At 72.2% G+C, this 24,969-nt stretch carries 23 protein-coding genes, 1 tRNA gene and 1 riboswitch; of the genes, 12 read left to right on the top strand and 12 right to left on the bottom strand.

The window, feature by feature from the left end:
• Window positions 1-27: 27 nt before the first annotated feature.
• The 7 genes from hpnC to ABT015_RS01605 all read right to left on the bottom strand — a co-directional run bounded on the left by hpnC (window position 28) and on the right by ABT015_RS01605 (window position 6,676).
• Entirely contained in the window at window positions 28-975 is a 948-nt protein-coding gene (gene hpnC, locus ABT015_RS01635; protein ID WP_350875549.1) for a squalene synthase HpnC, read from the bottom strand.
• 291 nt (window positions 976-1,266) lie between these two features.
• Window positions 1,267-2,076, bottom strand: a complete 810-nt coding sequence (locus ABT015_RS01630; protein ID WP_350875547.1) for an ABC transporter ATP-binding protein — start codon at window positions 2,074-2,076, stop codon at window positions 1,267-1,269.
• On the bottom strand, window positions 2,069-3,010 hold the full coding sequence (locus tag ABT015_RS01625) for an ABC transporter permease (RefSeq protein ID WP_350875545.1): 942 nt from the start codon (window positions 3,008-3,010) through the stop codon (window positions 2,069-2,071). Before ABT015_RS01625 ends, ABT015_RS01630 begins: the two co-directional genes overlap by 8 nt.
• A 136-nt stretch (window positions 3,011-3,146) precedes the next feature.
• Window positions 3,147-4,046 (bottom strand): glycosyltransferase family 2 protein, encoded by a 900-nt coding sequence (locus tag ABT015_RS01620; protein WP_350875543.1) that lies wholly within the window; start codon window positions 4,044-4,046, stop codon window positions 3,147-3,149.
• Window positions 4,043-4,780: a CDP-alcohol phosphatidyltransferase family protein gene (locus ABT015_RS01615; protein WP_350875693.1), complete on the bottom strand. Its 738-nt coding sequence runs from the start codon at window positions 4,778-4,780 to the stop codon at window positions 4,043-4,045. The genes ABT015_RS01620 and ABT015_RS01615 overlap by 4 nt, the downstream gene beginning before the upstream one ends.
• A 91-nt stretch (window positions 4,781-4,871) precedes the next feature.
• Window positions 4,872-5,933 carry an iron-containing alcohol dehydrogenase family protein gene (locus ABT015_RS01610; RefSeq protein ID WP_063350092.1) on the bottom strand — a complete coding sequence of 354 codons (1,062 nt, stop codon included), beginning with the start codon at window positions 5,931-5,933 and terminating at the stop codon, window positions 4,872-4,874.
• Entirely contained in the window at window positions 5,921-6,676 is a 756-nt protein-coding gene (locus ABT015_RS01605; protein WP_350875541.1) for a phosphocholine cytidylyltransferase family protein, read from the bottom strand. Before ABT015_RS01605 ends, ABT015_RS01610 begins: the two co-directional genes overlap by 13 nt.
• A 492-nt stretch (window positions 6,677-7,168) precedes the next feature.
• Here ABT015_RS01605 and idi point away from each other — a divergent pair, with 492 nt between their 5' ends.
• Entirely contained in the window at window positions 7,169-7,825 is a 657-nt protein-coding gene (idi, locus tag ABT015_RS01600; protein WP_350875539.1) for an isopentenyl-diphosphate Delta-isomerase, read from the top strand.
• Window positions 7,826-7,857: 32 nt separating this feature from the next.
• Here the strand turns inward: idi and ABT015_RS01595 are convergent, their stop codons facing one another.
• Window positions 7,858-8,385 (bottom strand): ATP-binding protein, encoded by a 528-nt coding sequence (locus ABT015_RS01595; RefSeq protein ID WP_502897253.1) that lies wholly within the window; start codon window positions 8,383-8,385, stop codon window positions 7,858-7,860.
• 384 nt (window positions 8,386-8,769) lie between these two features.
• Between ABT015_RS01595 and ABT015_RS01590 the strand changes: the two genes are divergently transcribed.
• Window positions 8,770-8,854 (top strand) — tRNA-Leu (locus tag ABT015_RS01590).
• A 328-nt stretch (window positions 8,855-9,182) separates the two neighbouring features.
• Entirely contained in the window at window positions 9,183-10,856 is a 1,674-nt protein-coding gene (locus ABT015_RS01585) for an APC family permease (RefSeq protein WP_350875537.1), read from the top strand.
• A gap of 113 nt (window positions 10,857-10,969) precedes the next feature.
• Here the strand turns inward: ABT015_RS01585 and ABT015_RS01580 are convergent, their stop codons facing one another.
• Window positions 10,970-11,959, bottom strand: coding sequence for a class I SAM-dependent methyltransferase (locus ABT015_RS01580; RefSeq protein WP_350875535.1), 990 nt, complete (start codon window positions 11,957-11,959; stop codon window positions 10,970-10,972).
• A gap of 596 nt (window positions 11,960-12,555) precedes the next feature.
• Between ABT015_RS01580 and ABT015_RS01575 the strand changes: the two genes are divergently transcribed.
• On the top strand, window positions 12,556-13,986 hold the full coding sequence (locus ABT015_RS01575; protein WP_350875533.1) for an aldehyde dehydrogenase family protein: 1,431 nt from the start codon (window positions 12,556-12,558) through the stop codon (window positions 13,984-13,986).
• Between the two features lie 72 nt (window positions 13,987-14,058).
• Here ABT015_RS01575 and ABT015_RS01570 read toward each other — a convergent pair whose 3' ends face one another.
• Window positions 14,059-15,585 carry a glycine hydroxymethyltransferase gene (locus tag ABT015_RS01570; protein ID WP_350875531.1) on the bottom strand — a complete coding sequence of 509 codons (1,527 nt, stop codon included), beginning with the start codon at window positions 15,583-15,585 and terminating at the stop codon, window positions 14,059-14,061.
• Between the two features lie 29 nt (window positions 15,586-15,614).
• A riboswitch (ZMP/ZTP riboswitch) is annotated at window positions 15,615-15,710 on the bottom strand.
• A gap of 305 nt (window positions 15,711-16,015) precedes the next feature.
• Between ABT015_RS01570 and ABT015_RS01565 the strand changes: the two genes are divergently transcribed.
• The 4 genes from ABT015_RS01565 to ABT015_RS01550 all read left to right on the top strand — a co-directional run bounded on the left by ABT015_RS01565 (window position 16,016) and on the right by ABT015_RS01550 (window position 21,658).
• Window positions 16,016-16,981 (top strand): ABC transporter permease, encoded by a 966-nt coding sequence (locus ABT015_RS01565; protein WP_350875529.1) that lies wholly within the window; start codon window positions 16,016-16,018, stop codon window positions 16,979-16,981.
• 75 nt (window positions 16,982-17,056) lie between these two features.
• Window positions 17,057-18,808 (top strand): ABC transporter substrate-binding protein, encoded by a 1,752-nt coding sequence (locus ABT015_RS01560; protein WP_350875517.1) that lies wholly within the window; start codon window positions 17,057-17,059, stop codon window positions 18,806-18,808.
• Between the two features lie 134 nt (window positions 18,809-18,942).
• A complete protein-coding gene (locus tag ABT015_RS01555) occupies window positions 18,943-19,935 on the top strand; it encodes an ABC transporter permease (protein ID WP_063350084.1) in 993 nt (330 codons plus the stop codon).
• A gap of 13 nt (window positions 19,936-19,948) precedes the next feature.
• Window positions 19,949-21,658, top strand: coding sequence for a dipeptide ABC transporter ATP-binding protein (locus ABT015_RS01550; RefSeq protein ID WP_350875514.1), 1,710 nt, complete (start codon window positions 19,949-19,951; stop codon window positions 21,656-21,658).
• 34 nt (window positions 21,659-21,692) lie between these two features.
• On the opposite strand, the gene ABT015_RS01545 is transcribed toward ABT015_RS01550, so the two are convergent.
• Window positions 21,693-21,845, bottom strand: a complete 153-nt coding sequence (locus ABT015_RS01545; RefSeq protein WP_350875512.1) for a hypothetical protein — start codon at window positions 21,843-21,845, stop codon at window positions 21,693-21,695.
• Window positions 21,846-21,886: 41 nt separating this feature from the next.
• Here ABT015_RS01545 and ABT015_RS01540 point away from each other — a divergent pair, with 41 nt between their 5' ends.
• The gene (locus ABT015_RS01540) at window positions 21,887-22,318 is read left to right on the top strand and encodes a cytidine deaminase family protein (protein ID WP_350875510.1); all 432 of its coding nucleotides are present in this window, start codon (window positions 21,887-21,889) and stop codon (window positions 22,316-22,318) included.
• Between the two features lie 120 nt (window positions 22,319-22,438).
• On the top strand, window positions 22,439-23,002 hold the full coding sequence (locus ABT015_RS01535; protein WP_350875508.1) for an EF-hand domain-containing protein: 564 nt from the start codon (window positions 22,439-22,441) through the stop codon (window positions 23,000-23,002).
• Between the two features lie 81 nt (window positions 23,003-23,083).
• Here the strand turns inward: ABT015_RS01535 and ABT015_RS01530 are convergent, their stop codons facing one another.
• The gene (locus ABT015_RS01530; RefSeq protein ID WP_350875505.1) at window positions 23,084-23,659 is read right to left on the bottom strand and encodes a TetR/AcrR family transcriptional regulator; all 576 of its coding nucleotides are present in this window, start codon (window positions 23,657-23,659) and stop codon (window positions 23,084-23,086) included.
• A gap of 149 nt (window positions 23,660-23,808) precedes the next feature.
• Here ABT015_RS01530 and ABT015_RS01525 point away from each other — a divergent pair, with 149 nt between their 5' ends.
• On the top strand, window positions 23,809-24,402 hold the full coding sequence (locus ABT015_RS01525) for a dihydrofolate reductase family protein (RefSeq protein WP_350875503.1): 594 nt from the start codon (window positions 23,809-23,811) through the stop codon (window positions 24,400-24,402).
• A gap of 98 nt (window positions 24,403-24,500) precedes the next feature.
• Complete coding sequence (locus ABT015_RS01520) at window positions 24,501-24,920, top strand: gamma-glutamylcyclotransferase family protein (protein WP_350875501.1); 420 nt, start codon at window positions 24,501-24,503, stop codon at window positions 24,918-24,920.
• The last annotated feature ends 49 nt before the right edge of the window (window positions 24,921-24,969 follow it).

Raw genomic sequence — 24,969 nt, 5'->3', positions numbered from 1 at the left:
CCAGTGGTGATGCCGCCACTCGGGCGTTCACCTTCCCTTCGCGAAGATGGCCGCCGCCTTCGCTGCGAGGCGGCGCTTGTCCGGCTTCGCCTGCTGCGCGAGCACGTCGTACCCGGCGTCCTCGATGGCCGCCAGGGCCGCGTACCCGCCGGCGGTGAATCCCGCCAGGAGCAGTCGAAGCCTCCCCCGAACCGTACCTACCAATGGCGCGCCGCGGTCGAGCAGGGTGCGGGCCCGCCGCACCTCGAAGGCGATCAGCTCGCGCACCGGGCCGCCGGCGGTGGGGGCGGCGAGGTCCGCCTCGGTGACGCCGAACCGGGCGAGGTCCTCGGCGGGGAGGTAGATCCGCCCGTGGGCGAGGTCCTCGGCGACGTCCTGAAGGTGTTCGACCACCTGGAGGGCGCTGCAGATCGCGTCGGACAGCTCGATCCGCTCGGGGGTGGCGACGCCGGCGATGGCCAGCACCAGGCGGCCGACCGGGTCGGCGGAGAGGGTGCAGTAGCCGATCAGGTCGTCGTAGCCGGCGTAGCGGGTGGTGGTCTGGTCCACCCGGTTGGCCTCGATCAGGCGGCGGAACGGCTCCGGGGTGAGCCCGTGCCGGTCGACCAGCGGGACGAGGCCGCGCAGCAGCGGGTGGCGGGGGCCCTCGGAGGCCCCCGGGTGGAGCGCCGCCTCGAAGACCCGGTCGAGATCGCGCTCCAGTCCGTCCAGCAGTGCGAGGCGGAAGGCGACGTCCTGCGGAGTCGGCGGGCCGGACTGGGCCGAAGGGGTGGCCGGGGGCGCGGCCTCGACCCCGAGCAGGGCGGCGGTGGCGGCCGGATCGGCCAGGTCGCCGTCGCCGGCGTCGTCGACCAGCCGGGCGTAGCCGTAGACGGCCATCAGGTCGCCGCGCCAGGCCGCGGGCAGGAAGAACGGGGCGACCGGGAAGTTCTCCGCGCCCGCCTTGTCCAGGGTCTCCCCCGCGGAGCGGTTCACCGACGTATCTCTGGGCTGGGCCGAAGCCGACACTGCTGTCACTCCCCCGTTCTACACCGCTGGGCATCACCGGCCCGACTCGGACACGCGTCCGAGCGGGGGCGCCACCTCCGGCACACCGCCCCCGCGCATACAGCCTGACACCACGGGGCGCGCCGGAGAAGAGCGCCCCGCCCGGCGCACGGGGGCGCTCACCCCCGCGGCGGCGGGCCACCCGGGGTACCGGCGGGGGCGCACGGACAGGGGGCCGGCCCCGGAATCCCCGGAACCGGCCCCCTGGACGGCCTGCCGCTACGGGCGCTCGCCGCGCTCGTAACGGCCGACGACCTCTTCGGTCGGGCCGTCCATGATCAGCTCGCCGGCCTCGATCCAGATCGTCCGCTCGCAGACCTCGCGGATCGAACTGTTGTCGTGGCTGACCAGGAAGACCGTACCGGCGGACTTGCGCAGTTCGTCGATCCGCTTCTTGCTGCGCTGCTGGAACGCCTGGTCGCCGGTGGCCAGCGCCTCGTCGATCAGCAGCACGTCGTGGGTCTTCGCGGCGGCGATGGCGAAGCGCAGGCGGGCGCCCATGCCGGAGGAGTACGTGCGCATCGGCAGCGAGATGAAGTCGCCCTTCTCGTTGATGCCGGAGAACTCCACGATGTCCTGGTAGCGGCTGCGCACGTCGGCCGGCGCCATGCCCATCGCCAGGCAGCCGAGGATGACGTTGCGCTCACCGGTGAGCTCGTTCATCAGCGCCGCGTTCACGCCCAGCAGCGAGGGCTGGCCGTTGGTGTAGATGCCGCCCTTCTCGGTCGGCAGCAGGCCCGCGATCGCGGCCAGCATGGTCGACTTGCCGGAGCCGTTGGAGCCGATCAGGCCGATCGCCTCGCCCTTGTAGGCGGTGAAGCTGACGCCGCGCACGGCGTGCACCTCGCGCACGCCCGCGGAGCGCTTGCGGCTGATGATGCGGCTCAGCGCCGAGGTGGCGCTGCCCTTGCCGGAGCCGGCGCCGTGCACCCGGTAGACGATGTGCACGTCGTCGACGACGACGGTGGGCTCGCGGGCGACGTCCGCGTCCCGGATGGTGTCCAGCTTGCTCAGTTCGACGTCAGCCACGGCCGTACTCCTCCTCGGCCTTCCAGAAGAAGACGTATCCGATCACGAACATCACGACCGCCCACCCGATGCCGTAGGTCCACTGGTGGAGCGGGAGTTCCTGGTGCTGGGGCTGGTGCCTGTTGTAGATGATCGGCGCGAAGGCGTGCCGCAGCAGGTCCATGTAGACCGAGGCCGGGTTGAGGGCCATCAGCGTCTGGATGTACTTGGGCCACTCGTGGATCTTGTCCTGGATGCTGAACATCACGCCGGACAGGAACATCCAGGCCCGCATCACGAAGGGGATCAGCTGGGAGATGTCGCTGGTCTTGGAGCCGAGCCGCGCCATGACCAGGGCGATGCCCGTGTTGAACATCATCTGGAGCACCAGGGCCGGGATGATCAGCAGCCAGGTCCGGCCCGGCTTGATGCCGCTGACCAGCACGGTGCCGACCAGCACCACCATCGAGATCAGCAGCTGCTGGAGCTGGATCACGGTGAACGCGATCGGCAGCGAGGCCCGGGGGAAGTGCAGCGCGCGGATCAGCCCGAGGTTGTCGGCGATCGCCCGGGTGCCGGACTGCACCGCGTTCTGGGTGAACTGGAAGACGAAGACACCGATGCAGAGCCAGGCGATGTAGGTGTCCGGCGGGAAGTTGTCCTTGCTCTTCAGGATCACACCGAAGACCAGGTAGAACACCGCGCAGTTCAGCAGCGGCGTCACGACCTGCCACAGCTGGCCGAGCTTGGCGTCGGTGTACTGGGCCACCAGGCGGGCGGTGGCGAAGGCCCAGATGAAGTGGCGCCGGGCCCAGAGCTGCTTGGTGTAGGAGACCAGGCCGGGCCGCCTGCCGCTCACGGCCAGGCCGTACTTGTCCGCAAGCTGCTTGGGGGTCAGGCCCGCGTCCACCCCCCTGGGGGATGAGAGGCTGACGGGTTCACTCACTGTCGACACATTCGTCCTTCACGCGGGATCGGTCGGGGCGGCCGGTCGACGGGGGTCCGCCGGCCTTGCGCCGATGGGGATCCACTGGATCACGGGGAGAGTCCGGCCGGTGTGTGGTCACCGGCCGCAGCGATCGATCATTCGATCAGATGACCGGTGGCCGGCCCAGCCTGGTCAATCGCCAAACGGTACGCCATCGCATGGGCCGCCGCGGACCGCAGGGTTCGCGCCAGCCCGCCCGGAACCCGCCCCACCAGGCCTTCAGCGCCTCCGAGGAGGGGCGGCGGGCCAGGGTCAGCAGGAACCAGGTTCCCAGATAGAGAGGCACCAACAGGGCCGGAAGGTTCCGTCTGGCGAGCCAAACCCTGTTACGGGCGATGTTGTGGAAGTAGGTGGCGTGCCGGGCCGGCGAGGTCGTCGGGTGGTGCAGCACCACGTCCGCGCGGTAGTCGATGGCCCAGCCGGCGTCCGCCGCGCGCCACGCGAGGTCGGTCTCCTCGTGGGCGTAGAAGAACTCCGCGGGCAGCTGCCCGGCCTGCTCGAACACCGCGCAGCGCACGGCGGTCGCGCCGCCCAGGAAGGTGGTCACCCGGGACGAGCGCAGCGGGTCGCTGGCGCGCAGCCGGGGGACGTGCCGGCGCTGGGTCACGCCGGTGTCGGGGTCGGCGATCCGGAAGGCCACGATGCCCAGCTCCGGGTCGGCGGTGAAGGCCTCGCGCAGCAGGCGGGCCGAGTCGGTGCGCGGCAGGTGCCCGTCGTCGTCCAGGAAGAGGACGGCGTCCACGTCCCGGCCGTCGCGGCCGAACAGCTCGATGCCGACGTTGCGCCCGCCCGGGATGCCGAGGTTCTCCGGCAGCTCGACGCTGCGCACGCCCTCCGGCAGCGGCGGCAGCTCGGCGCCCTGGCCCACCACGGCCAGCTCGACCGCCGCGCCCTCCTGGGCGCGCACCGATTCGATCAGGGCGGCAAGTTCCTCGGGGCGGTTGCCCATGGTGATGATGACGGCTCCGAGGCGGAAGCTCTCCGCGCTGGTCGGGGCGCTCATCGCAGCCTGCTGGAGAGGACGATGCTCAGCAGGTGCAGCACGGTCTGCAGCATGGCGATCGCCGCCAGCGCCACCACCGCGATCCGGGTGAAGAACAGCCCGCCGTGGACGGCGTCGGCGATCCCGGCCGCGAGGATCAGCAGCGAGGCCTCGACCGCGCCGACCAGGCGGTGGAACTTCAGGAAGGAGGCCGCCCGGCGGGCCTTGGCCACCGAGGACGAGCGCGGCACCGAGGCGCCGTCCTCGACCGCCGTCAGGCCGCTGCGGGCCCGGGCCACGTCCACCAGGTCCGTCTCGGACTTGATCAGGATCGCGCCGAGCGCGGCCAGCGTGCCCAGGAACGCCCACTCCCAGTGCGAGCCGCCGCCCTCGCGGTGCAGCAGGTCGGTGGCGCGCAGGCCCAGCCCGGTGAGCAGGGCAGCCTCGGACATGTAGTGGCCGACCCGGTCCAGGTAGACGCCGGTGAGCGAGGTCTGCCGGCGCCAGCGGGCCACCTCGCCGTCCACGCAGTCCAGCAGCAGGTAGACCTGGATCAGCAGGGCCCCCAGGACCGCGCCCGCGATGCCCGGCACGACCAGCGCAGCGCCGGCCAGGACGCCGGTGAACATCATCAGGTACGTCAGGCCGTTCGGCGTGATCGCCGTCACGGTGGAGAGCACGCGGGTGATCCGCAGCGAGATCCGCCGCATGTACAGGCGCCCGGCCCAGTGCTCGGCGCTGCGGCGCTGGAGCATGCCCTCCGGGTGGATCACCGCGCGCAGTTCCTCGATCGAGGGCCGGCGGGTCAGGTCCACCGGGGGCCGCTCGGCGCCCGCGGTGGAGGGGTCAGCTGTTGACGGCTTGGACATAGTCGGCGTACGCGTCCCTGATTGCTGAGGGGGAGAGGTCGAGGTGCTCAAGGATGGTGAAGCGCCCCGGGCGGGTGTTCGGAGCGTAGTGCACCGCGTCGGTGAACTCCGCCTCGGTGAAGCCGATCTGAGCTGCGGTCACCGGCAGCCCGTGGCTCGCCAGGCGTTCCACGATCAGACCGGTCAGCTCGCGCTCGCCCCGCAGGAAGCTGGCGAACGCGGCGCCGAGGCCGACCTGTTCGCCGTGCTGGGCGGAACGCTTGGGGTACAGCACGTCCAGGGCATGCGAGATCTCGTGGCAGGCGCCCGAGGAAGGCCGGGTGCTGCCCGCGATGTTCATCGCGATGCCGGACAGTACCAGGGCTTCCGCGAGGGCCGTGAGGAGGTCCTGATCCTGAGTGTTACCTGGGTGCCGCAGCAGGTTCTCGCCGGCCGAGCGGGCCATCGCCACGGCCAGTCCGTCCACCGGCTCGCCGGTGACCGCGTGCGACAACTCCCAGTCCGCGCAGGCGGAGATGTTGGAGACCACGTCGCCGATGCCGGCCGCCACGAAGCGCGGCGGGGCCTGCCGGATCACGTCCAGGTCGACGATGATGCCGATCGGGCTGGGCACCCCGTAGGAGCCGCGGCCGGCGTCGTTGTCGAGCGTGGAGACCGGCGAGCAGATGCCGTCGTGGGCCAGGTTGGTGGCGACCGCGACCAGCGGCAGGCCGACCCGGGCGGCGGCGTACTTGGCGGCGTCGATGATCTTGCCACCGCCGAGGCCGACCATCGCGTCGTAGTGCCCGCCGCGCACCGACTCGGCCAGGCGCACCGCGCTGTCCAGGCTGCCGTCGTCCACGTTGTACCAGTCGGCGCCGGGCAGGGCCGGCTCCAGGCGCCGGCGCATCGCCGCGCCCGAGCCGTTGCTGATCGCCACCGCGATCCGGCCCGAGGCGGACAGCCGCTGGTCGGCGAGGATGCCGCCGAGCGCGTCCAGCGCGCCCGGGCGGACCTCGACGAACAGCGGCGACGGAACCAGCCGGGTCAGTACTGGCACGCGATCTCCCGCGCCTTCGCCAGGTCGTCGTGGTTGTCGACCTCGACCCAGGAGACCTCGCCGATCGGCTGCACGTCGATCCGCAGGCCGCGGTTGACCATCTCCTGGTAGCCGTCCTCGTAGTACAGCTGCGGGTCGCGCTCGTAGGTGGCGCGCAGCGCGTCCGTCAGGTCGACGGCGGCGGCGGGGTTGATCACGGTGACGCCGATGTACTCGCCGGTGGCCTCGGTCGGGTCCATCAGCTTGGTGATGCGGCGCATGCCGGCGGCCGGGTCGACGACGACCTTCATCTCCTCGTCGGCGAGCTTCTTCACCGTGTCGAGGGCCAGCAGGATGCCGGGGGCGGTGCCGGCCTCGACGAGGCGCTGGTTGCCCTCCAGCATGGTGCGCTGCACGGACGCCGGGTGCACGGTGTCGCCGTTGGCCAGCAGCAGGCCCTCGGCGAAGAGCTCGCGGGCGCACCAGAGCGAGTACGCGTTGTTCCACTCCTCGGCCTTGTCGTTCTCGACCAGGTGGAGCTTGACGCCGTACTTGCTCTCCAGGGCGTCCTTGCGGTCGTACACCGCCTCCTTGCGGTAGCCGACGACGATCGCGGCATCGCGGATGCCGACCTCGGCGAAGTTGCCGAGGGTGAGGTCCAGCACGGTCCGCTCCCCGTCGACCGGCACCAGCGCCTTGGGCAGGGTGTCGGTGTACGGGCGCAGCCGGCGGCCGGCGCCGGCTGCCAGAACGAGGCCGATCATGCGGGGTCTCCTGATCCGTCGTGCGGTGCGCGGGGCGGTGCGCGCGGGGTGCCGGGGCACCGGCTTTCCGTCCGGCCGGGCCGCGAATCGGCGCGCCGGTGCCGCCGCGAGTGCGGGCACCGTGCCGTAAGCGATGGTAGGCGACCCGGGCGGCCGGCCCGAACGCGGCCGGGGGCTGCGAGGTGACGGGAGGGTGGCGATGCGGTGATCGAACGCGAGGACGAGGCGGTGATCGAACGCGATGGGAACGGATACCGAACAGCCCTGCTATTCCGATGACCCTTCCGGGAACGTATCGGGCCCATCTCTGCCCGGAATCGACCTGCCGATGGTCATGATCCGCCCGGTTGTGCGTGGGACCCGTACCCACCGCCACCCATACGGCAGACTGGAGCCCGACGCCGGCGCCGGTGCCCCCGCTGCGTCCGCTGCACCCGGTGTACCGGACGTACCCCGATGCTTCCGTTGCTCCCCCCTCCCGAAAGAGGCCCCATGCCCCAGAGCCTGCCGACCAACCCGACACACTTCGACTCCGAGATCGACACCGGTCTCGACGTCGAGACGGACGTGACGGTCGCCCCGGGGGCCTCGACCGGGACCGCCGGCGCCGGTCCCGAGATCCTGCTGGAACTGGTCGACGACGAGGGCGTCACCACCGGCACCGCCGAGAAGCTCTGGGCGCACCAGCAGCCCGGCCGGCTGCACCGCGCGTTCTCGGTCTTCCTCTTCGACCGCCAGGGGCGGCTGCTGCTCCAGCGGCGGGCGCTCGGCAAGTACCACTCCCCCGGCGTCTGGTCGAACACCTGCTGCGGCCACCCGTACCCGGACGAGCCGCCGTTCGTCGCCGCCGCCCGCCGCACCGCCGAGGAGCTCGGCATCGCGCCGGCGCTGCTCTGCGAGGCGGGCACGGTCCGCTACGACCTGCCGGACGAGGCCTCCGGGCTGATCGAGCGGGAGTGGAACCACCTGTTCGTCGGGCTGGTGACCGCGCCCGTCGAGCCCAACCCCGACGAGGTGGACGACTACGCCTTCGTGACCGCGCAGGAACTGCGGGAACTGCGCGCCGAGCGGCCGTTCTCGGTGTGGTTCGAGACGGTCTTCGAGGCGGCGCTGCCGGGGATCCGCGAGATCGCCGGACGGGACTGGTAGACGGGCGGAACCGGCGAGCGGGCCCGCGGCGCTCAGTCGTCGGCCTCCGGGGGAACGGGCAGCGAGGCCCAGATGACCTTGCCGCCCTCCCCCGTCCGCTCCACGTCGCACACCCCGCCGGCCTGCAGCGTCACGCTCTTCACCAGCAGCAGGCCGCGGCCACCGGTCCGCCCGGTGTCGCTCTCCAGCGCCTTCGGCCGGTACGGGTCACCGTCCTCGACCGACACCCGGACCCAGCCCCGGCGGACCACCAGCTCGGTCGTCACCTCCGGCGACAGCTTCGCCGCGTGCGTCACCGCGTTGCCGACCAGCTCCGAGACGATCAGCAGCACGTCGTCCACCAGCTCCTGGTAGCGCACCCCGGCCATCCCCTGGGCCAGCAGGCGGTCACGGACCGCGTGCCGGGTCAGCGGCACCGAGGCCTCCTCGGCCGGCACCGGGAAGCGCCACACGCCCTCGACCGGTCCGGCGGGTGCGCGTTCCGGCCCGGTGCGTCTCGGCTCGGCGGGTGCGCGCTCCGGCCCGGCGCGTCTCGGCTCGGCCTTCGCCGCCCCGCTGATCTGCTCCACGTCCAGCCGCCCTTCGTCCGCGACCCGGGAGTGTCCGCGACCCGGGAATCAGGCGTTCCGCTCATGGCGCCCTCGATCCACAGAGGCTAGGAGAGGCACCGGCGGGACCGTGGCACCGTCGACAAGTTGCCCGTGTCGGACCGCTTCCGGCCGGAACGGACCGCGGCCGCCGCCGGGGTCGACCGTTTCCTTCGCGCTCGCCACCGCTTCGGCCGGGGTTCGCGCACCGTGGCGACCCATCCCAGCCAGCCCGACCACCCCTGCCGACCCGGACGTCCCCCCACCCGGGGAAACGCAGGTGAGAAGCACTCCAGAACCCTGGTAATGTTCTCTCTGTCGCCGAGGGGGCGAGAAAAACCCCGAAGCACACACCCCGTCCGGGTGGCGGAATGGCAGACGCGCTAGCTTGAGGTGCTAGTGCCCTTTATCGGGCGTGGGGGTTCAAGTCCCCCCTCGGACACAACCGAATTCCCCGTGGGATCCGAAAGGAACCCGCGGGGAATTTCTTTTTCCCGGCGCGCCGCCGCCGTCCACGGGTTCTCGCGGGTTCTCCCCGCGGACCGGGTGGCCGCTGCGGCGGTCGCGACCCCCGCAACCGCTGTGACCCGGGTGACTTCTGCGCCTGCCGTGACCCGGAAAGCGGACACGAGATGGCAACGATCGGACAGTTTGAGCTTCCCTTGAGGTATTCGCCCCTTTTGGCCCCATAGGCTGTCTCCGTTTGTCCGGAAACCAGCATAAAAACCACGACACCACCCGATGAAACCCCGAGCGAGAGGACCGATACGTTGAGTGAGCCAGAGTCTCCGACGGCATCACATCAGAACTACCGGCGATCGCTCGGCACCATCAGCCTGACCGCCGTGGGGCTCGGGTCCATCATCGGATCCGGGTGGCTGTTCGGCGCCGAGCGCGCCGCCCGGCTGGCCGGCCCCGCGTCGATCCTGGCCTGGGTGATCGGGGCCGCGGTGGCACTGACCATCGCGCTCACCTACAGCGAGCTCGGGTCGATGTTCCCCAAGGCCGGCGGCATGGTCCGGTACGGCCAGTACTCGCACGGCTCGCTGGCCGGCTACCTCGCCGCCTGGGCCAACTGGATCGCCATCGTCTCGGTCATCCCCGGCGAGGCCACCGCCTCCGTCCAGTACATGAGCTCCTGGCACTTCGGCTGGGCACAGGGGCTGTACAACGGCAAGGAACTCACCCTGAGCGGGGTGGCACTGGCCAGCGTGCTGCTGGTCGGCTACTTCATCCTCAACTGGTTCGCCATCACGATGTTCGCCAAGACCAACACGGCGATCACCGTCTTCAAGGTCATCGTCCCGACCCTGACCGCCGGCGCGCTGCTGTTCGCCCACTTCGACACCGCCCACTTCACCGACCACGGCGGCTTCGCGCCGAACGGCTGGAGCGCCGTGTTCACCGCCGTCGCGGTGTCCGGCATCGTCTGGGCCTTCAACGGCTTCCAGTCCCCGCTCAACCTGGCCGGCGAGGCCCGCAACCCCGGCAAGTCGCTGCCCAAGGCCGTCATCGGCTCGATCCTGATCGCCCTGGTGATCTACGTCGCGCTGCAGATCGCCTTCCTCGGTGCCATCCCGGCCGCCGACCTGTCGCACGGCTGGAGCAACCTCGCCTACACCTCGCCGCTCGCCGACCTCGCGATGGTCTGGGGCCTCAACTGGCTCGCCCTGCTGCTGTACGCGGACGCCTTCGTCTCCCCCAGCGGCACCGGCATGATCTACGCCGCCACCACCTCGCGCATGATCCACGGCGTGCAGGAGAACGGCCACCTGCCGAAGATCTTCGGCAAGGTCGACGCCAAGACCGGCATCCCGCGCCCGGCCCTGGTGCTCAACCTGGTGGTCGCCTTCCTGTTCCTCGCGGTCTTCCGCGGCTGGGGCTCGCTGGCCGAGATCGTCTCGGTCGCCACCGTGATCTCGTACGTCACCGGCCCGGTCGCCGTGATGGCGCTGCGCCGCCTGGCGCCGGACCTGCCCCGGCCGGTCCGGCTGCGGGCCATGCCGGTCATCGCCCCCGTGGCGATGGTGTTCGGCTCGCTGGTCCTGTACTGGGCCCGCTGGCCGCTCACCGGCAAGGTCATCCTGCTGATGGCCGCCGGTCTGCCGATCTGGGCCTGGTACGAGCTGCGCAAGCCGTGGGCCGAGCTGAAGCCGCACCTGAAGGCGGGCGCCTGGATGGTCGCGTACCTGTTCGTGATGGCCGGCGTCTCCTGGGCCGGCAGCACCGACTTCGGCGGCCAGGGCTACCTGCCCGAGGGCTGGGACCTGCTGGTCGTCGCGGCCATCGCGCTGGCCTTCTACCGCTGGGGCGTCGCCAGCGCCTGGGCCAACCCGTCCCTGGCCGCCGTCCGGCGCGAGCTGGCCGAGGAGGCCGCGGCCGGCGAGGGCGCCGACGGCTCTGCGGGCTCCGGTCAGGAGCCGCGGGAGGCCTCGCGGGCCTGAGGACGCGTGCAACGGTGAAGGGCCGGTCGAGTTCGTCGACCGGCCCTTCGGCGTTGGCGGGGCCGGGATGGGACGGGACAGGACGGGGTTCCGCCGGGTGCCGGTCGAACCCGTCAGCCGCGGCGGGCGCGGCGGATGACGGCGGTGACGACCGGGGGGAGCAGGTCGCGGGCGGCGCGCTTGGCGACATTGGCCGGGCGGCGCAGTTCGGCGGCGCGGGCCCGGCGGGCGGCGAGGTCGCGGGCGGCCTCCTCCTGGGCCTCCTGGGCCGCCCGGCGGGACTGCGAGGCCTCGTTCCGGGCCGCCTCGGAGGCCAGCCGCCGGTGGTGGCGGGAGGGGCGGAACGCGTCGATCCCGTCCGAGCTGCCGGTCATCCGGAGCACCTGCTGCCCGTTCAGGGTCTCGGAGCTGAGGTAACAGCCCTCGGCGAGGTCCACCCGGTCGAGCAGGTCGCGCTGGAACGGCTCCGGATCCCCCCAGGTGCCGTAGAACTTGCACTCGGTCAACATGATCGGCTTGAGCCCGTGGTTGAAGACCGCGCCCCAGGTCGCGGCGGCCACGCCCGGGGTGTGCTGCGAGCGGTAGTCGTCCAGGACGACGACACCCTGGTCCTGGAGCGCGACCCGGGCCACCTGGAGGTCGCCCACGACGTGCTCGTACAGGTGCGAGGCGTCGATGTGGATGAAGCGGAACGTGCCCGCCGCGATCCGCCCGCCGGCCAGGGCGGAGGTCGGGGCCTGGATTATCTCCGGCAGTTCCTCGTGGAAGGCGAGGTAGTTGACCTCGAAGGCCGAGCGGGTCAGCGACTTCCGGTAGGAGGTGTCCATCTCGGCCGCGTTCTCGTCGTCCGGCGCGTCCGAGTCGAAGAGGTCACAGACGGTGAAGGACTCGCCGGGCTGGAGGTGCTCACCGATCACGATCGCGCTGCGGCCCAGGTACGCACCCATCTCCAGCAGGTCGCCGGTGACCCCGGCTTTCTCCTGCCGCCCCATGAACCAGTCGAACGAGTGCCGGTCATGGTCCCAGAACCAGCCCGGAACGTCGTCCAGCACGGCTGGTTCGGCGGGCCGCTGCGACTCGTCCTTCAACGCGGCATCGGTCACGGGATGCTCCTTTTGCGGTACGGATGACCTGCGGATTTGAGCCAGACCTCAGCCCGGTGGCAGCCCCCGCCCGACCGTGGGACGCGCTGGTCCCGGACCATGTGCACCACTACGAACCATTGGCAACAGTAGTGCCTCACCGCTGAGTTCGCTGCAATCTACAGCGGTGCCCACGGGTGTGAGGAGCTTTTCGCGCAATGATTTTCGCGGACCGTCGTTTCGCTGCCGGAGGGTGAACAGGGAGCCTTCGGGACGGTTCGTCCGGGGTCCCGCGACGGCGGACCACGGCACGGCCGGTCACATCGCACGCGGATCGTCAACTGGACGTCCAGCGGCGGGCAGTGGAACCGACGGCGCAGACGGCGGCGGGCGGCCGCCCGGTGCCGTGGCCGTGCGAGGCCCTGGAGCGGTCGGACGGGCGGCGCGCGGGCGTCGAGGCCGAGCCGTTCGACGAGAACACCGCGCGGTTCGCCCCGGGGCAACCCGCCGGCCCACCGGGCCGGATTGGCTCTTGCGCGCGGCCACCCGGGCCGCCTTGACTGGTTCTTTGACCAGCGCTGCTGGTCAAAGCGGCCGACCGGATGAGAGGACACTCGGTGCAGCAGTACGCGGAGTACGGCGACCAGTACATCGACGGCGCCTGGCAGCCCTCCCTGGACGACGCCGGGTCGATCGAGGTGCTGAACCCGGCGACCGAGCAGGTGCTCGCCACCGTTCCCGCCGGCGGGCCCGCCGACGTCGACGCCGCGGTCGCCGCGGCCCGCCGGGCGGCCCGCGGCTGGGCGACGACCGCCCGCGCGGACCGGCTCGCCCTGCTGACCCGGTTGCGGGACGGAATCGCCACCGCCCAGGAGGAGATCACCGCCACCGTGGTCGCCGAACTCGGCGCCCCGGTCGGCTTCGCCGCCGCCGTGCACGCCGGGGCGCCACTGACCGTGGCGACCTCCTACCTGACACTGCTCGCCGAGCACCCCTTCGAGGAGCGGATCGGCAACTCGGTGGTGCTCGCCGAGCCCGCCGGAGTGGTCGCGGCCATCACGCCGTGGAACTACCCGCTGCACCAGATCGTCGCCAAGGCCGTCCCGGCCCTGGCGGCCGGCTGCCCGGTGGTCCTCAAGCCCGCCGAGGACACCCCGCTGGTGGCCCGGCTGTTCGCCCGGCTGGTGCACGAGGCGGGCTTCCCCGCGGGCACGTTCAACCTGGTGACCGGCACGGGCACGGTGGCGGGTGCGGCGCTCGCCGCCCACCCGGACGTGGACATGGTCTCGTTCACCGGATCCACCGCCGTCGGCCGGCAGGTCGCCGAGACGGCGGGCCGGGGCCTGAAGCGCGTCGCCCTGGAACTCGGCGGCAAGTCCGCCAACGTGGTGCTGCCGGGCGCGGACCTGGCCCGGGCGGTCAACGTCAACATCGCCAACGTGTTCGCCAACTCGGGCCAGACGTGCAGCGCGTGGACCCGCCTGCTGGTGCACCAGGACCAGTACGAGGAGGCCGTCACGACAGCCGCGAAGGCCGCCGCCAAGTACGCCCCGGGCGATCCGACCGACCCGCAGACCCGGATCGGCCCGCTGGTCAACGCCAAGCAACTGGCCCGGGTGCGCGGTTACGTCGAGGGCGCGCTCGCCGCGGGCGCCCGGCTGGTCGTCGGCGGCGCGGAGCCCGTCCCGGGCCTGCCCTCCGGCTTCTACGTCCGGCCGACCGTGCTCGCCGACGTCACGGGGGACATGGCGATCGCCCGGGAGGAGGTGTTCGGCCCCGTCCTGGTGGTCCTCCCCTACCGGGACGAGGACCACGCCGCCGAACTCGCCAACGACACCGAGTACGGCCTGGCCGGCGGCGTCTGGGCCCCGGACACCGGCACCGCCGCCGCCTTCGCCCGCCGCCTCGACACCGGTCAGGTCGACCTCAACGGCGGCCGCTTCAACCCGCTCGCCCCGTTCGGCGGCTACAAGAGCTCCGGCCTCGGCCGTGAACTGGGCCGCCACGGCCTGGAGGAGTTCCTCCAGTACAAGTCGCTGCAGTACTGACCGCGGCGCCGGACGGGGTGCCGACCGCGATGCCCGAACCCCCGGGCATCGCGGCCGGCCAGGCGGGGCCGGTCAGGTGAGGTCGACGCCCGGGTAGAGGGGGAAGGGGGCGAGGAGGTCGGCGGCGCGCTTGGCGACGCCGTCGCGCACGGCGTCGTCGAGGCGGTACTGGGCCTTGGAGGGGGCGCCGCCCGCGGTGGTGGTCGGGGTGGTGGCGCGCAGCACGGTGTCGATCAGGGCGGCGATCTCGTCCATCTCGGCGGTGCCGAGGCCGCGGGTGGTGAGCGCCGGGGTGCCGAGGCGCACGCCCGAGGTGTACCAGGCGCCGTTCGGGTCCTGCGGAACGGAGTTGCGGTTGGTGACGACGCCCGAGTCCAGCAGCGCCGCCTCCGCCTGACGCCCCGTCAGGCCGTAGCCGGAGACGTCGGCGAGGACCAGGTGGTTGTCGGTGCCGCCGGTGACCAGCCGGCCGCCGCGGCGCAGCAGGCCCTCGGCGAGCGCCCGGGCGTTGTCCACGACGGCGCGGGCATAGGTCCGGAACTCGGGCCGGCGGGCCTCGGCGAAGGCGACCGCCTTGGCGGCCATGACGTGCGAGAGCGGTCCGCCGAGCACCAACGGGCAGCCGCGGTCGACGTGTTCGGCCAGTTCGGTGTCGCACAGCACCATGCCACCGCGCGGTCCGCGCAGCGACTTGTGGGTGGTCGTGGTGACGATCTGGGCGTGCTGGACGGGGTCGTGGTCGCCGGTCAGCACCTTGCCCGCGACCAGGCCGGCGAAGTGTGCCATGTCGACCATGAGGGTCGCGCCGACCTCGTCCGCGATCTCGCGCATCCGCCGGAAGTCGACCAGTCGCGGGTAGGCGGAGTAGCCGGCGACCAGGATCAGCGGGCGGAACTCCCGGGCGGTCTCGCGCAGCGCGTCGTAGTCGATCAGGCCGGTGGCCGGATCGGTGCCGTAGCTGCGCTGGTCGAACATCTTGCCCGAGATGTTGGGCCGGAAGCCGTGGGTGAGGTGGCCCCCGGCGTCCAGGGACATGCCGAGCATCCGCTGGTTGCCGAGCGACTGGCGCAGCTGCGCCCAGTCCTGCTCGGTGAGGTCGTTGACGCCCCGGACCTTGGCCCGCTCCAGCGCCGGGCTCTCCACCCGCTGGGAGAGGACGGCCCAGAAGGCGGTGAGGTTGGCGTCGATGCCGGAGTGCGGCTGGACGTAGGCGTGGTCGGCGCCGAACAGGGCGCGGGCGTGCTCGGCGGCGATGGTCTCGACGGTGTCGACGTTGCGGCAGCCCGCGTAGAAGCGCCGGCCCGCGGTGCCCTCGGCGTACTTGTCGCTGAGCCAGTTGCCCATGGCGAGCAGGACGGCCGGGGAGGCGTAGTTCTCGCTGGCGATCAGCTTGAGCGAGGCGCGCTGGTCCTCCAGCTCCTGGCCGATGGCCGCGGCGATCCGCGGCTCCACGCCGGCGACCACGTCGAGGGCGTTGCGGAAGGCGGTGTCGGCGGCCGCGCCGGCGGTGGTGTGCGGGGCCTGAGCGGCCTCGACGGCATGAGGGGTGTGCGGGGCCTGAGCGGCCTCGACGGCATGAGGGGTGTGCGGGGTGGCCAAGGCGGTCTCCTCGTGGTGCACGGACGAGTACGGACGGCCCAGGCGCTCGGCAACTGTCGTGCGGGTGCACGGAGCCGCTTCCCGATGGTCGATTCCATCCGTGCGCGCCAGTCGCGGCTCCCCGGGATCGTACCAATGCCCGGGGGAATGTGGCGGAGATCTCAGGATTCGGGACGGCACGCCCGTTTCGCCCCTTGATGTCCGTTCTTCTGCAACGACGGTATTGCAGCGAAATGACGCCGAATGAAGCCGCAATACGCGCCGAAACAATGCCGGGGAAAACCGCCGGAGGTGATTTGCGGACCTCCCCGCGCATCCGGTCTGATGACGCTCGAACGGCCGACGGGAAACCCCCGGGGGCCGGTTCGGAAATGCACACCAGCGCACCCTCACCCACAGGGCGGCGGAGAATTCGGGGAGTACGCCTCTCATGGCCGTGGTCGAAACAGCAGCGGGCTCCGTCCCCGCACCCGCCGCGCCGAGGCTGCTCGGCCGGCTCCTGCGCGACCGGGTCGGCGCCGCCGCCCTCGCCGTCGTCCTGCTCTTCCTGCTGCTCGCCCTCGCCGCCCCGCTGATCGCCGCCCTGTACGGGAAGAACCCGGTCGAGCACTACGGCCAGAACTCCCCCGGCCTGCTCAGCGACAGCGGCCTGCCCGTCCTGCCGAACGGCGGCATCTCGGGCGACTTCTGGTTCGGCCTGGAGCCGGGGCTCGGCCGGGACGTCCTGACCCAGCTGCTCTACGGCATCCGCACCTCGCTGCTGATCGCCTTCGCCTCCGCCGCCGTGACCACCACGCTCGGCGTGCTGGCCGGGGTCGCGGTCGGCTACCTCGGCGGGATCGCCGACCGACTGTTCGGCTTCCTGGCCAACGTGCTGCTGGCCTTTCCGACCCTGCTCCTGCTCCTCGCGCTGAGCCCCGTCATCCAGTCCCGGCTGGTCGATCCGGGCGCCGCGGAACCGGAGTGGATGCAGTTCCTGGTGCTGATCCTGGTCTTCTCCGCGTTCGGCTGGATTCCGCTCGCGCTTTCCCTGCGGGCCACCGTGCGGTCGCTCCGGGAAAGGGATTTCGTGCAGTCCGCCCGGGCCCAGGGCGCCGGCCGATTCCATGTCGTCGTCCACGAACTGCTGCCGAACGTCCGCTCGCAGCTGCTGGTGCACGCCACCATGGCGGTGCCGACCTTCGTCGCCTCCGAAGCGGTGCTGTCCTTCCTCGGTGTCGGCATCACGGAGCCGATCCCGGACTGGGGCCGGATGATCTCCCGCGGCTCCGAGGTCTTCCAGGCCGACCCGACCTACATGGTCTTCCCCGGTGTCGCCCTGCTGCTCTTCGTGCTCGCCTTCAACCTGCTCGGCGACGCCGTCCGGGACGCGCTGGACCCGCGCGCCGTCCGCTGAGCCCCGCCCTTCCCCGCCCATCACCCCAAGCCCGCCCCGACCCGCCCCGGCTCCCGGGGCAAGGAGAGATTCGCCATGCGCTGGACCAGACCGTCCCTCGCCGTCGTCGCCACCGCCCTGCTGGCGACCGCCTGCTCGGCCGGCGCGGGCACCGGCCCGGCGCCCGCCGGGGCGGCCGCCAAGGAGACGTCCCCGCTGACCGCCGCACTCGGCGGCGAGAAGGAGAGCGCCGGCCCGGCCCCCGCCGTCGCCGGCGCCCGCGTGGGCGGCACCGTGAACGTGTACAACAGCGTCGAGTTCCGCCACCTCGACCCGCAGAAGGTCTACGCGGGCGCGACGTACAACGCCTCGCTGCTCTGGGGCCGCCAGCTGACCCAGTACCAGGTCGTCGACGGCAAGGCCAAGCTGGTCGGCGACCTGGCGACCGACACCGGTACCTCCGGCGACGGCGGGCGCACCTGGACGTACCGGCTCAAGGACGGCGTGGCCTGGGAGGACGGCAAGCCGATCACCGCCCAGGACGTCAAGTACGGCATCGAGCGCAGCTTCGGCAAGGGCTACGAGGTCGGCCCGCCGTACTGGCCGCAGTGGCTCACCGGCGAGGCCAGCTACGAGGCGGCGCGCGCCAAGTACTCCGGCCCGCAGGACGGCGACCTGGCCGCGATCGAGACGCCCGACGAGCACACCGTCGTCTTCCACTTCCCGCAGCCGCAGGCCGACGTCCCGTACATGGCCGCGCAGTCCTCGTCCTCGCCGGTGCGCCGGGACAAGGACACCGGGACGGACTACGACCGGCAGCCGTTCGCCACCGGCCCCTACCGGATCGTCGAGCACGTCCAGAACACCCGCATGGTGCTGGAGCGCAACCCCGCCTGGAAGGCCGAGACCGACCCGATCCGCAGCCAGTACCCGGACAAGTTCGTCTTCACGTTCGGTAAGGAGGCGCTCAACATCAACCAGGAGATCCTGTCCGGGCGCGACGGCGGTGCCAGCGCCACCACCGCCTCCGACGTGCTCTCCCCCGAGCTGTACCAGACCGCCGACACCGACCCGAAGGCCAAGGACCTGGTCGTCTCCGGGCGCCAGGGCGCCTTCGTCACCCAGCTGGTGATCAACAACGAGCGGGTGCCGGACGTCGAGGTCCGCAAGGCCCTGCACCTCGGCTACCCCCGCCAGCAGGCCCGCCAGGTCCAGGGCGGCTCCCGGATCGGCGAACTCGCCACCACGCTCAGCTCGCCGGCGCTGATCGACTGGGAGAAGTACGACCTCTACCCGGTCAAGCCCGAAGGCGACCCGGAGGCCGCCAAGGCCGCGCTCGCCAAGGCCAAGCAGGCGCCGACGAGCCTGACCTACGGGTACAGGAACACCCCGGACGGGCAGCGCACCGCACAGGTGCTGGTGGACGGCTTCGCCAAGTCGGGCATCACCATCGTGCCCAAGCCGATCGACCCCAAGGCGTTCCTGGACGAGGTGCACCGCGCCGACTCCCCGTACGACCTGTTCGAGGAGACCTCCTCCGTCGACTGGCCGACCCCGTCCACGCTGATCCCGTTCTCCTTCGACGGCCGCGCCGGCAGCGACCTCAACTCCGCGCGCTACCGCAACCCGGCGGTGGACAAGGAGATCGACCGGATCAACCAGATCGGCGAGCCGCGCGCCAAGGCCAAGGAGCTGTACGCGCTGGAGAAGACCGTGATGCAGGACGTCCCGGTGCTGCCGTTCGTCTACGCGAACGTCAACCAGGTGCGCGGCTCCAACGTCGGCGGGGCGTTCATCCACCCCATCTACGGCACCGTCAGCCTGGCGTGGCTGTACCTGAAGTCCTGACCGCCGTACCCGCCCCCGCGCCGGTCGGTGCGGGGGCGGGCCCCTGAAGTCCCCGTGTGCCCGCGCAGCCCCCGCGGGCGCCTCCCCGTACGCCTCCCCGTACGCCTCCCCGTCCCGTCGACCCCGGACCGGCCATGCTCTCCTTCGCCCTGCGGCGGACCCTCCAGGCCCTCGCCGTCCTGGTCGCGGTCTCCGCCGCCGCCTTCGCCCTCTTCTACGCCGCGCCCGCCGACCCGGCCCGCGCCGCCTGCGGCCCGCGCTGCGACAGCGGCCAAGTCGCGGCGGTGCGCCAGAGCATGGGCCTGGACCAGCCGCTGCTCACCCAGTACACCGACTACCTCACCGGGGTCGTCGCCGGGCGCGACATCAGCGACGTGGACGGCTCGGTCATCCACTGCGACGCGCCCTGCCTCGGCTACTCCTACCGGCTGCACCAGCCCGTCACCGAGGCCCTGGCCGACCACCTGCCGGTCACCTTCTCGCTCACCGCCGGAGCCCTCGCCGTCCTGCTGGTGCTCGGCCTCGGCACCGGCTTCGTCTCCGCGCTACGGCACGGCGGCCGCACCGACCGGCTGCTCTCCGGCTTCACCCTCGTCGGCGCCAGCGTGCAGATCTACTTCCTCGGGTACGTCGCCCAGTGGGCACTGGTCTACTCCACCGGCCTGCTGCCCCTGCCCTCCTACACCCCGCCGACCGAGGACCTCGCGGCCTGGGCGGGCGGGCTGCTGCTCCCCTGGCTCGTCCTCGGCTTCGTCAACTCCGCTGTTTTCGCCCGGCTTTCACGCTCCCAGCTGCTGGAGACGATGAACGAGGAGTACGTCCGCACCGCGCGCGGCAAGGGCCTCGGCCGACTGCGCGCCCACCTCAAGTACACCTCGCGCGGCGCCGCCGGGCCGCTGGTGCAACTGCTCGGCCTGGAGGCCGGAGTGCTGCTCGGCGGGGCGGTCATCACCGAGACGGTGTTCGGACTGAACGGGGTCGGACGGTTCGCCGCCCAGGCGGTGTCCGGGCAGGACCTGCCCGCGGTGGTCGGCGCGGTGCTGCTGGCCGCCTGCTTCGTGGTGCTGTTCGTCGCGCTGGCCGACCTGGTGGTGGCCTGGCTCGACCCGCGAATCCGCCTGAGCTGACTGGAGCCGTTCGATGACGTCCACTGTTGAGTCCGCGCCCGGGGCCACCCCTGGGCCCGGTGCCGCGCCTGCCGCAGAGCCCGTGCTGAGCGTTCGCGATCTGACCGTCACCTTCGCCGACCCGCGCGGCGGCGCTCCCGTGACCGCCGTCCGGGGGCTCTCCTTCGACCTCGCCGCCGGTGAAGTCATCGGCCTGGTCGGCGAGTCGGGCTCCGGCAAGTCGGCCACCGGCCTCGCCGTCCTCGGCCTGCACGACCCGCGCACCACCACCGTCACCGGCTCGATCCGGCTGGAAGGCCAGGAGTTGGTGGGCGCGACGGAGTCCGCGCTGCGCCCGGTCCGGGGCGGCCGGGCCGCGCTGGTCTTCCAGGACGCGCTCACCTCGCTCAGCCCCTTCCACGGCGTCGGCGCCCAACTCGCCGAGATGTACCGGCTGCACCACCCCGGCGCCGGTCGCACCGAGGCCCGCCGACGGGCCGCCGCGATGCTCGACCGGGTCGGCATCCCGGCCGCCCGGGTGCGCGACTTCCCGCACCAGTTCTCCGGCGGGATGCGCCAGCGGGTGATGATCGCCATGGCGCTGATGAACGACCCGAAGGTGCTGATCGCCGACGAGCCCACCACCGCCCTGGACTCCCGGGTGCAGCGGCAGGTCCTCGACCTGCTCGGCGAGTTGCAGCGCGAGCACGGCACGGCGGTGCTGCTGGTCAGCCACGACCTCGGCGTGGTCGCCGGGACGACGGACCGCACGCTCGTGCTGCGCGGCGGCGTCCAGGTCGAGTCCGCGCCGACCGCCGAGCTGCTGGCCGCGCCGCGCGAGCCGTACACCCGCGCACTGGTCGGGGCGGCGCTCACCCTGGACTCCGCACCCGGTGCACCACTGCCGACAGTTGACGATCCGTCACCCGACGTCGAATTCACGCCCCGGACGGTCGGGCGCCCCGAGCGCTGGCTCGTCGAAGTGGCGGACCTCGCCGTCCACTTCCCCGGGCGGCGCCGCCTCCCCAGCCTGCGCACCGAGCCCGTCCGGGCCGTGGAGGGCGTAGGACTGCGGATCGCCCCCGGCGAGACGCTCGGGCTGGTCGGCGAGTCCGGCTCCGGCAAGTCCACCACCGCCCGCGTCCTGGCCGGCCTCCAACAGCCCACCTCGGGAACGGTGTTGTACGACGGCCAGGACGCCACCCGCCCGGGCCGGGAGCTGCGGCGCCGGCTCAGCCGGGAGATCCAGCTGGTCTTCCAGGATCCGTACGCCTCCCTCAACCCGCGCCGCACCGTCGCCCAGACCCTCGACACCCCGCTGCGCCTGCACACCTCACTCGACGCGGCGCAGCGGCGGAAGCGCTCGGCCGAACTGCTGGACCAGGTCGGGCTGCCCGCCGCCCACCTGGACCGCTACCCGCACGAGTTCTCCGGCGGACAGCGCCAGCGGATCGGCATCGCGCGGGCCCTCGCCCCGCAGCCGCGCCTGATCATCGCGGACGAACCGGTGTCGGCCCTCGACGTCTCGGTCCAGGCGCAGGTGCTCAACCTGCTGATGGAGCTGCGCGAACACCTCGGCGTCGCCTTCCTGTTCGTCTCGCACGACCTCGCCGTGGTGCGGCACCTCTGCGACCGGGTGGCTGTGATGCACCGGGGCCGACTGGTCGAGTCCACCGACCGCGACCGCCTGTTCAGCGCGCCGCACACCGAGTACACCCGGGAGCTGCTGGCGGCGGTGCACTAAGCCCTGGCCTCGCGGGGCCCCGGCCGCTCGTCCTCTACCCGGCGGAGGCGGCCGGGACGGTCGTGACCAGCGGGATGTACGGGTCGGTGCCCGCCTCCCGGACCACGGCGAGGTCGGTGAGGCGCCAGGGGCGAAGGATGAAGGGGCCCGTGTAAAGCGTTGGCACGATCAGGGGCGGTCGGTCCATGCTCGAAGCCTGTCATGTGCGATCAAGGAGCCCCAGCGAATATGTCCGCCAGCGATCAATCCGACTCCGCAGGAGACCGCGCAGCCGTCGACCACGAGCTCGTCGAGGCCGCCCGGGCGGTGGCCCGGCGCTACTGCCGGGGCGACAACCACACCGTCGCGGCCGCCGGACGCAACGCCGACGGGCGGATCGTCACGGCCGTGAACGCCTACCACTTCACCGGCGGCCCGTGCGCGGAGCTCGTCCTCATCGGCGCGGCCGCCGGCCAGGGCGCGTACGACCTCACCACGGTCGTCGCGGTCGGCGACCAGGACCGGGGCGTCGTGCCGCCATGCGGCCGCTGCCGACAGGTGCTGCTCGACTACTTCCCGACGGTCGAGGTCATCGTCAGGCGGGGAACGGAGCTGCTCGCCCTGCCCATCCTCGATCTGCTCCCCGAGGCGTACGTCTGGGCCGAGCACCAGGACGGCTAGCGCCCTCGCCCTTGAGTCGTGCCCGTGTGGCCGTTCGCCCGTCGTTCGGCTGCGCGAGCGCGACTCCAGGCACTAGCGTGCTGGCGACGTGTCGTAGTGATCGCCAACCGAGGGGGCACATTGTCGGACGACCTGCTCACAGCAAAGATCAACCACGGGTTCGACCACCTCGACGCCGACGGCGACGGGCTCCTCACCGAACGGGACCACGTCCTCATGGGCCTCGCCGTCGCCCGCTCGCTCGGCCACCAGGAGGGCTCGGAGGCCGAGGCCGTCATCGTCCGCGCCTACCTGGCGGTCTGGCACGACCTGCACCTCGCCCACCTGCCCGCCGGCACCGAGGCGATCACCCGCGAACAGTTCGTCCGCTCGACCGGCGCCCTCTCCGACGACCCCGAGGCCGCGCGGACCAGCTTCGGCGCACTCGCCGACGCCTTCCTCGCCGTCGCCGACACCGACCGCAGCGGAACGGTCGACGCCGGCGAGTTCTTCGTCTTCCAGCGCGGCCACTTCGCCGGTCTCTCCCGCGACGACGCCGACGAGGCCTTCCGCCACCTCGACCGCGACGGCGACGGCACCCTCTCCGCGGCCGAGTTCACCAGCGCGATCATCGAGTTCTGGACCAGCCGCGACCCCGACGCCCCCGGCAACTGGTGGACGGGCAAGCCCCCGCACACCCTCTGACACCCCCTCCGGCACAGTCGCCCCCTCGCCCGCCGGAACGCGAGGCCGGCGGCCCGCCCGAGTCGCCGTGCCCGCCGGGGGTCAGGCGGCGGGGACGATGCGCTCGACGATGGTCTCGATCAGGGCGGGCAGGCTGTCGTCGCCCAACACCTCGGGCAGGGTGAGATGTTCGACGATCAGGCCGGTCATCGCGAGGTAGAGGACGAGGACGGTCTCGCGGTCACCGGGCAGCCCCCCGTCGAGGTGGTAGGCGACATTGGCCTCCAGCTGCTCGCGGATGGTGCCGGTGAGCTGGGCCCGCAGGCCGGGGCGGCGGGTGGCCTCCAGGCGCAGTTCGAGCATCGCGAGGTAGCCGGCCCGGTCGGCGGAGATGCGGCGGATCAGGTCGTGCATCAGGGCGGCGACCAGGGCGCGGTCGCGCGGGGCCCGCAGCAGGTCGGCGATGACGGCCGGGTCCGGGGTGAGCCGGTGGTGGATGTGCCGGGCGGTCTGGTGGAGCAGGTGGTCGCGGTTGGCGAAGTAGTTGGAGGCCGTGCCGTTCGGGACGCCGGCCTGCACGTCGACCGCGCGGAAGGTGAGACCGCGGGCGCCGTCGCGGGCGAGGACCTCGATGGCGGCGTCGGCGAGGGCGGTGCGGCGGGCGGGGTTCTGGACCATGGCCCGATTCTCTCTCGCGGGGTTTTCGGGGGCCGGGGCGCCCAGGCTTGAAAACACCTTGGCAACCACTACGGCTGGAGCACTATAGTCGTAGTGGTTAGGCGACGGGCCGCACGACCCGCGCCGTTTTCCGACTCCAGAGGACCTGCATGCGCAAGCTCAGCTACTTCATCGGCACCACCATCGACGGCTTCATCGCCGGCCCGGACGACAGTTTCGACTTCTTCGCGCCGTTCCTCACCGAGGACTACACCTCGACGCTCCTCGCCGAGTACCCGGAGACCATCCCCACCCCCGGCCGCGCGGCGTTCGGCATCGCGGAGGCGCCCAACAAGCGCTTCGACACCGTCGTCATGGGCCGCGGCACCTACGCACCGGGGCTGGCCGTGGGCCTCACCAGCCCCTACGCCCACCTGCGGCAGATCGTGGTCTCCCGCACCCTCGGCGCCAGCCCGGACCCGGCGGTGGAGGTCACCTCGGAGGACCCGGTGGCCCTCGTCCGCCGACTGAAGCAGCAGGACGGACTCGACATCTGGCTCTGCGGCGGCGCCGACCTGGCCGGCCGGCTGCTGCCCGAGATCGACGAGTTGATCATCAAGCAGTACCCGGTGGTGGTCGGATCGGGCATCCCGCTGTTCCGCGCGGAGTTCGAGCCCCGCGCCTTCACGCTCACCGACAGCCGCGTCTTCGAACGCGGCAACGTCGTCCTCACCTACGCGCGGACCGCGCCGGACGCCGCCTGACGCACACCACCCGGCGGACGCGCGGGGCAAGAGGCGCTGTCGCGACGCGGGCGCGAGGACGTACCGTGGGCGCTCCCCCGAGCCGAGAGGTCGAACCCGTGTCCGAGGAGGCCCTGCCGTTCTTCGTCTACGGCACCCTGCGCAGCGGCGGCCGCAACCACGCCGCCCACCTGGCCGGACGCTGCGCCGACATCCGCCCGGCCGTGCTGGACGGCGCCACGCTGCACGACGGCCCCGGGTACCCGTACGCGGTGCCGGACGCGACGCCCGGGCGCCGGATCGTGGGCGAGCTGATCACCGTACGGCCCGGCGCGTACGCCGGAGCGCTCACGGCGCTGGACCGACTGGAGGACTGCCGGGCGGACGGAACGGGCCTGTACGTACGACGGCGACTGCCGGTACGGACGGCGGCGGGCGAGGTGCGGGAGGCCTGGGTGTACTTCGCCGGGCCCGTCGTCGAGAGCCGGCTGCGGGAGCGGCCCGCGGTGATCGACTCGGGGGACTGGACGGACCGGTAACGGGTGACGGGCGGGAGACGACCTGCCGGATACCGCCAGGTAGGCTGCC

The organism is Kitasatospora sp. NPDC094016, from assembly GCF_040304045.1.
Lineage (GTDB): Bacteria > Actinomycetota > Actinomycetes > Streptomycetales > Streptomycetaceae > Kitasatospora.
The sequence above is the reverse complement of the archived record's forward strand: the minus strand, read 5'-3'. Positions and strand labels throughout refer to the sequence as shown.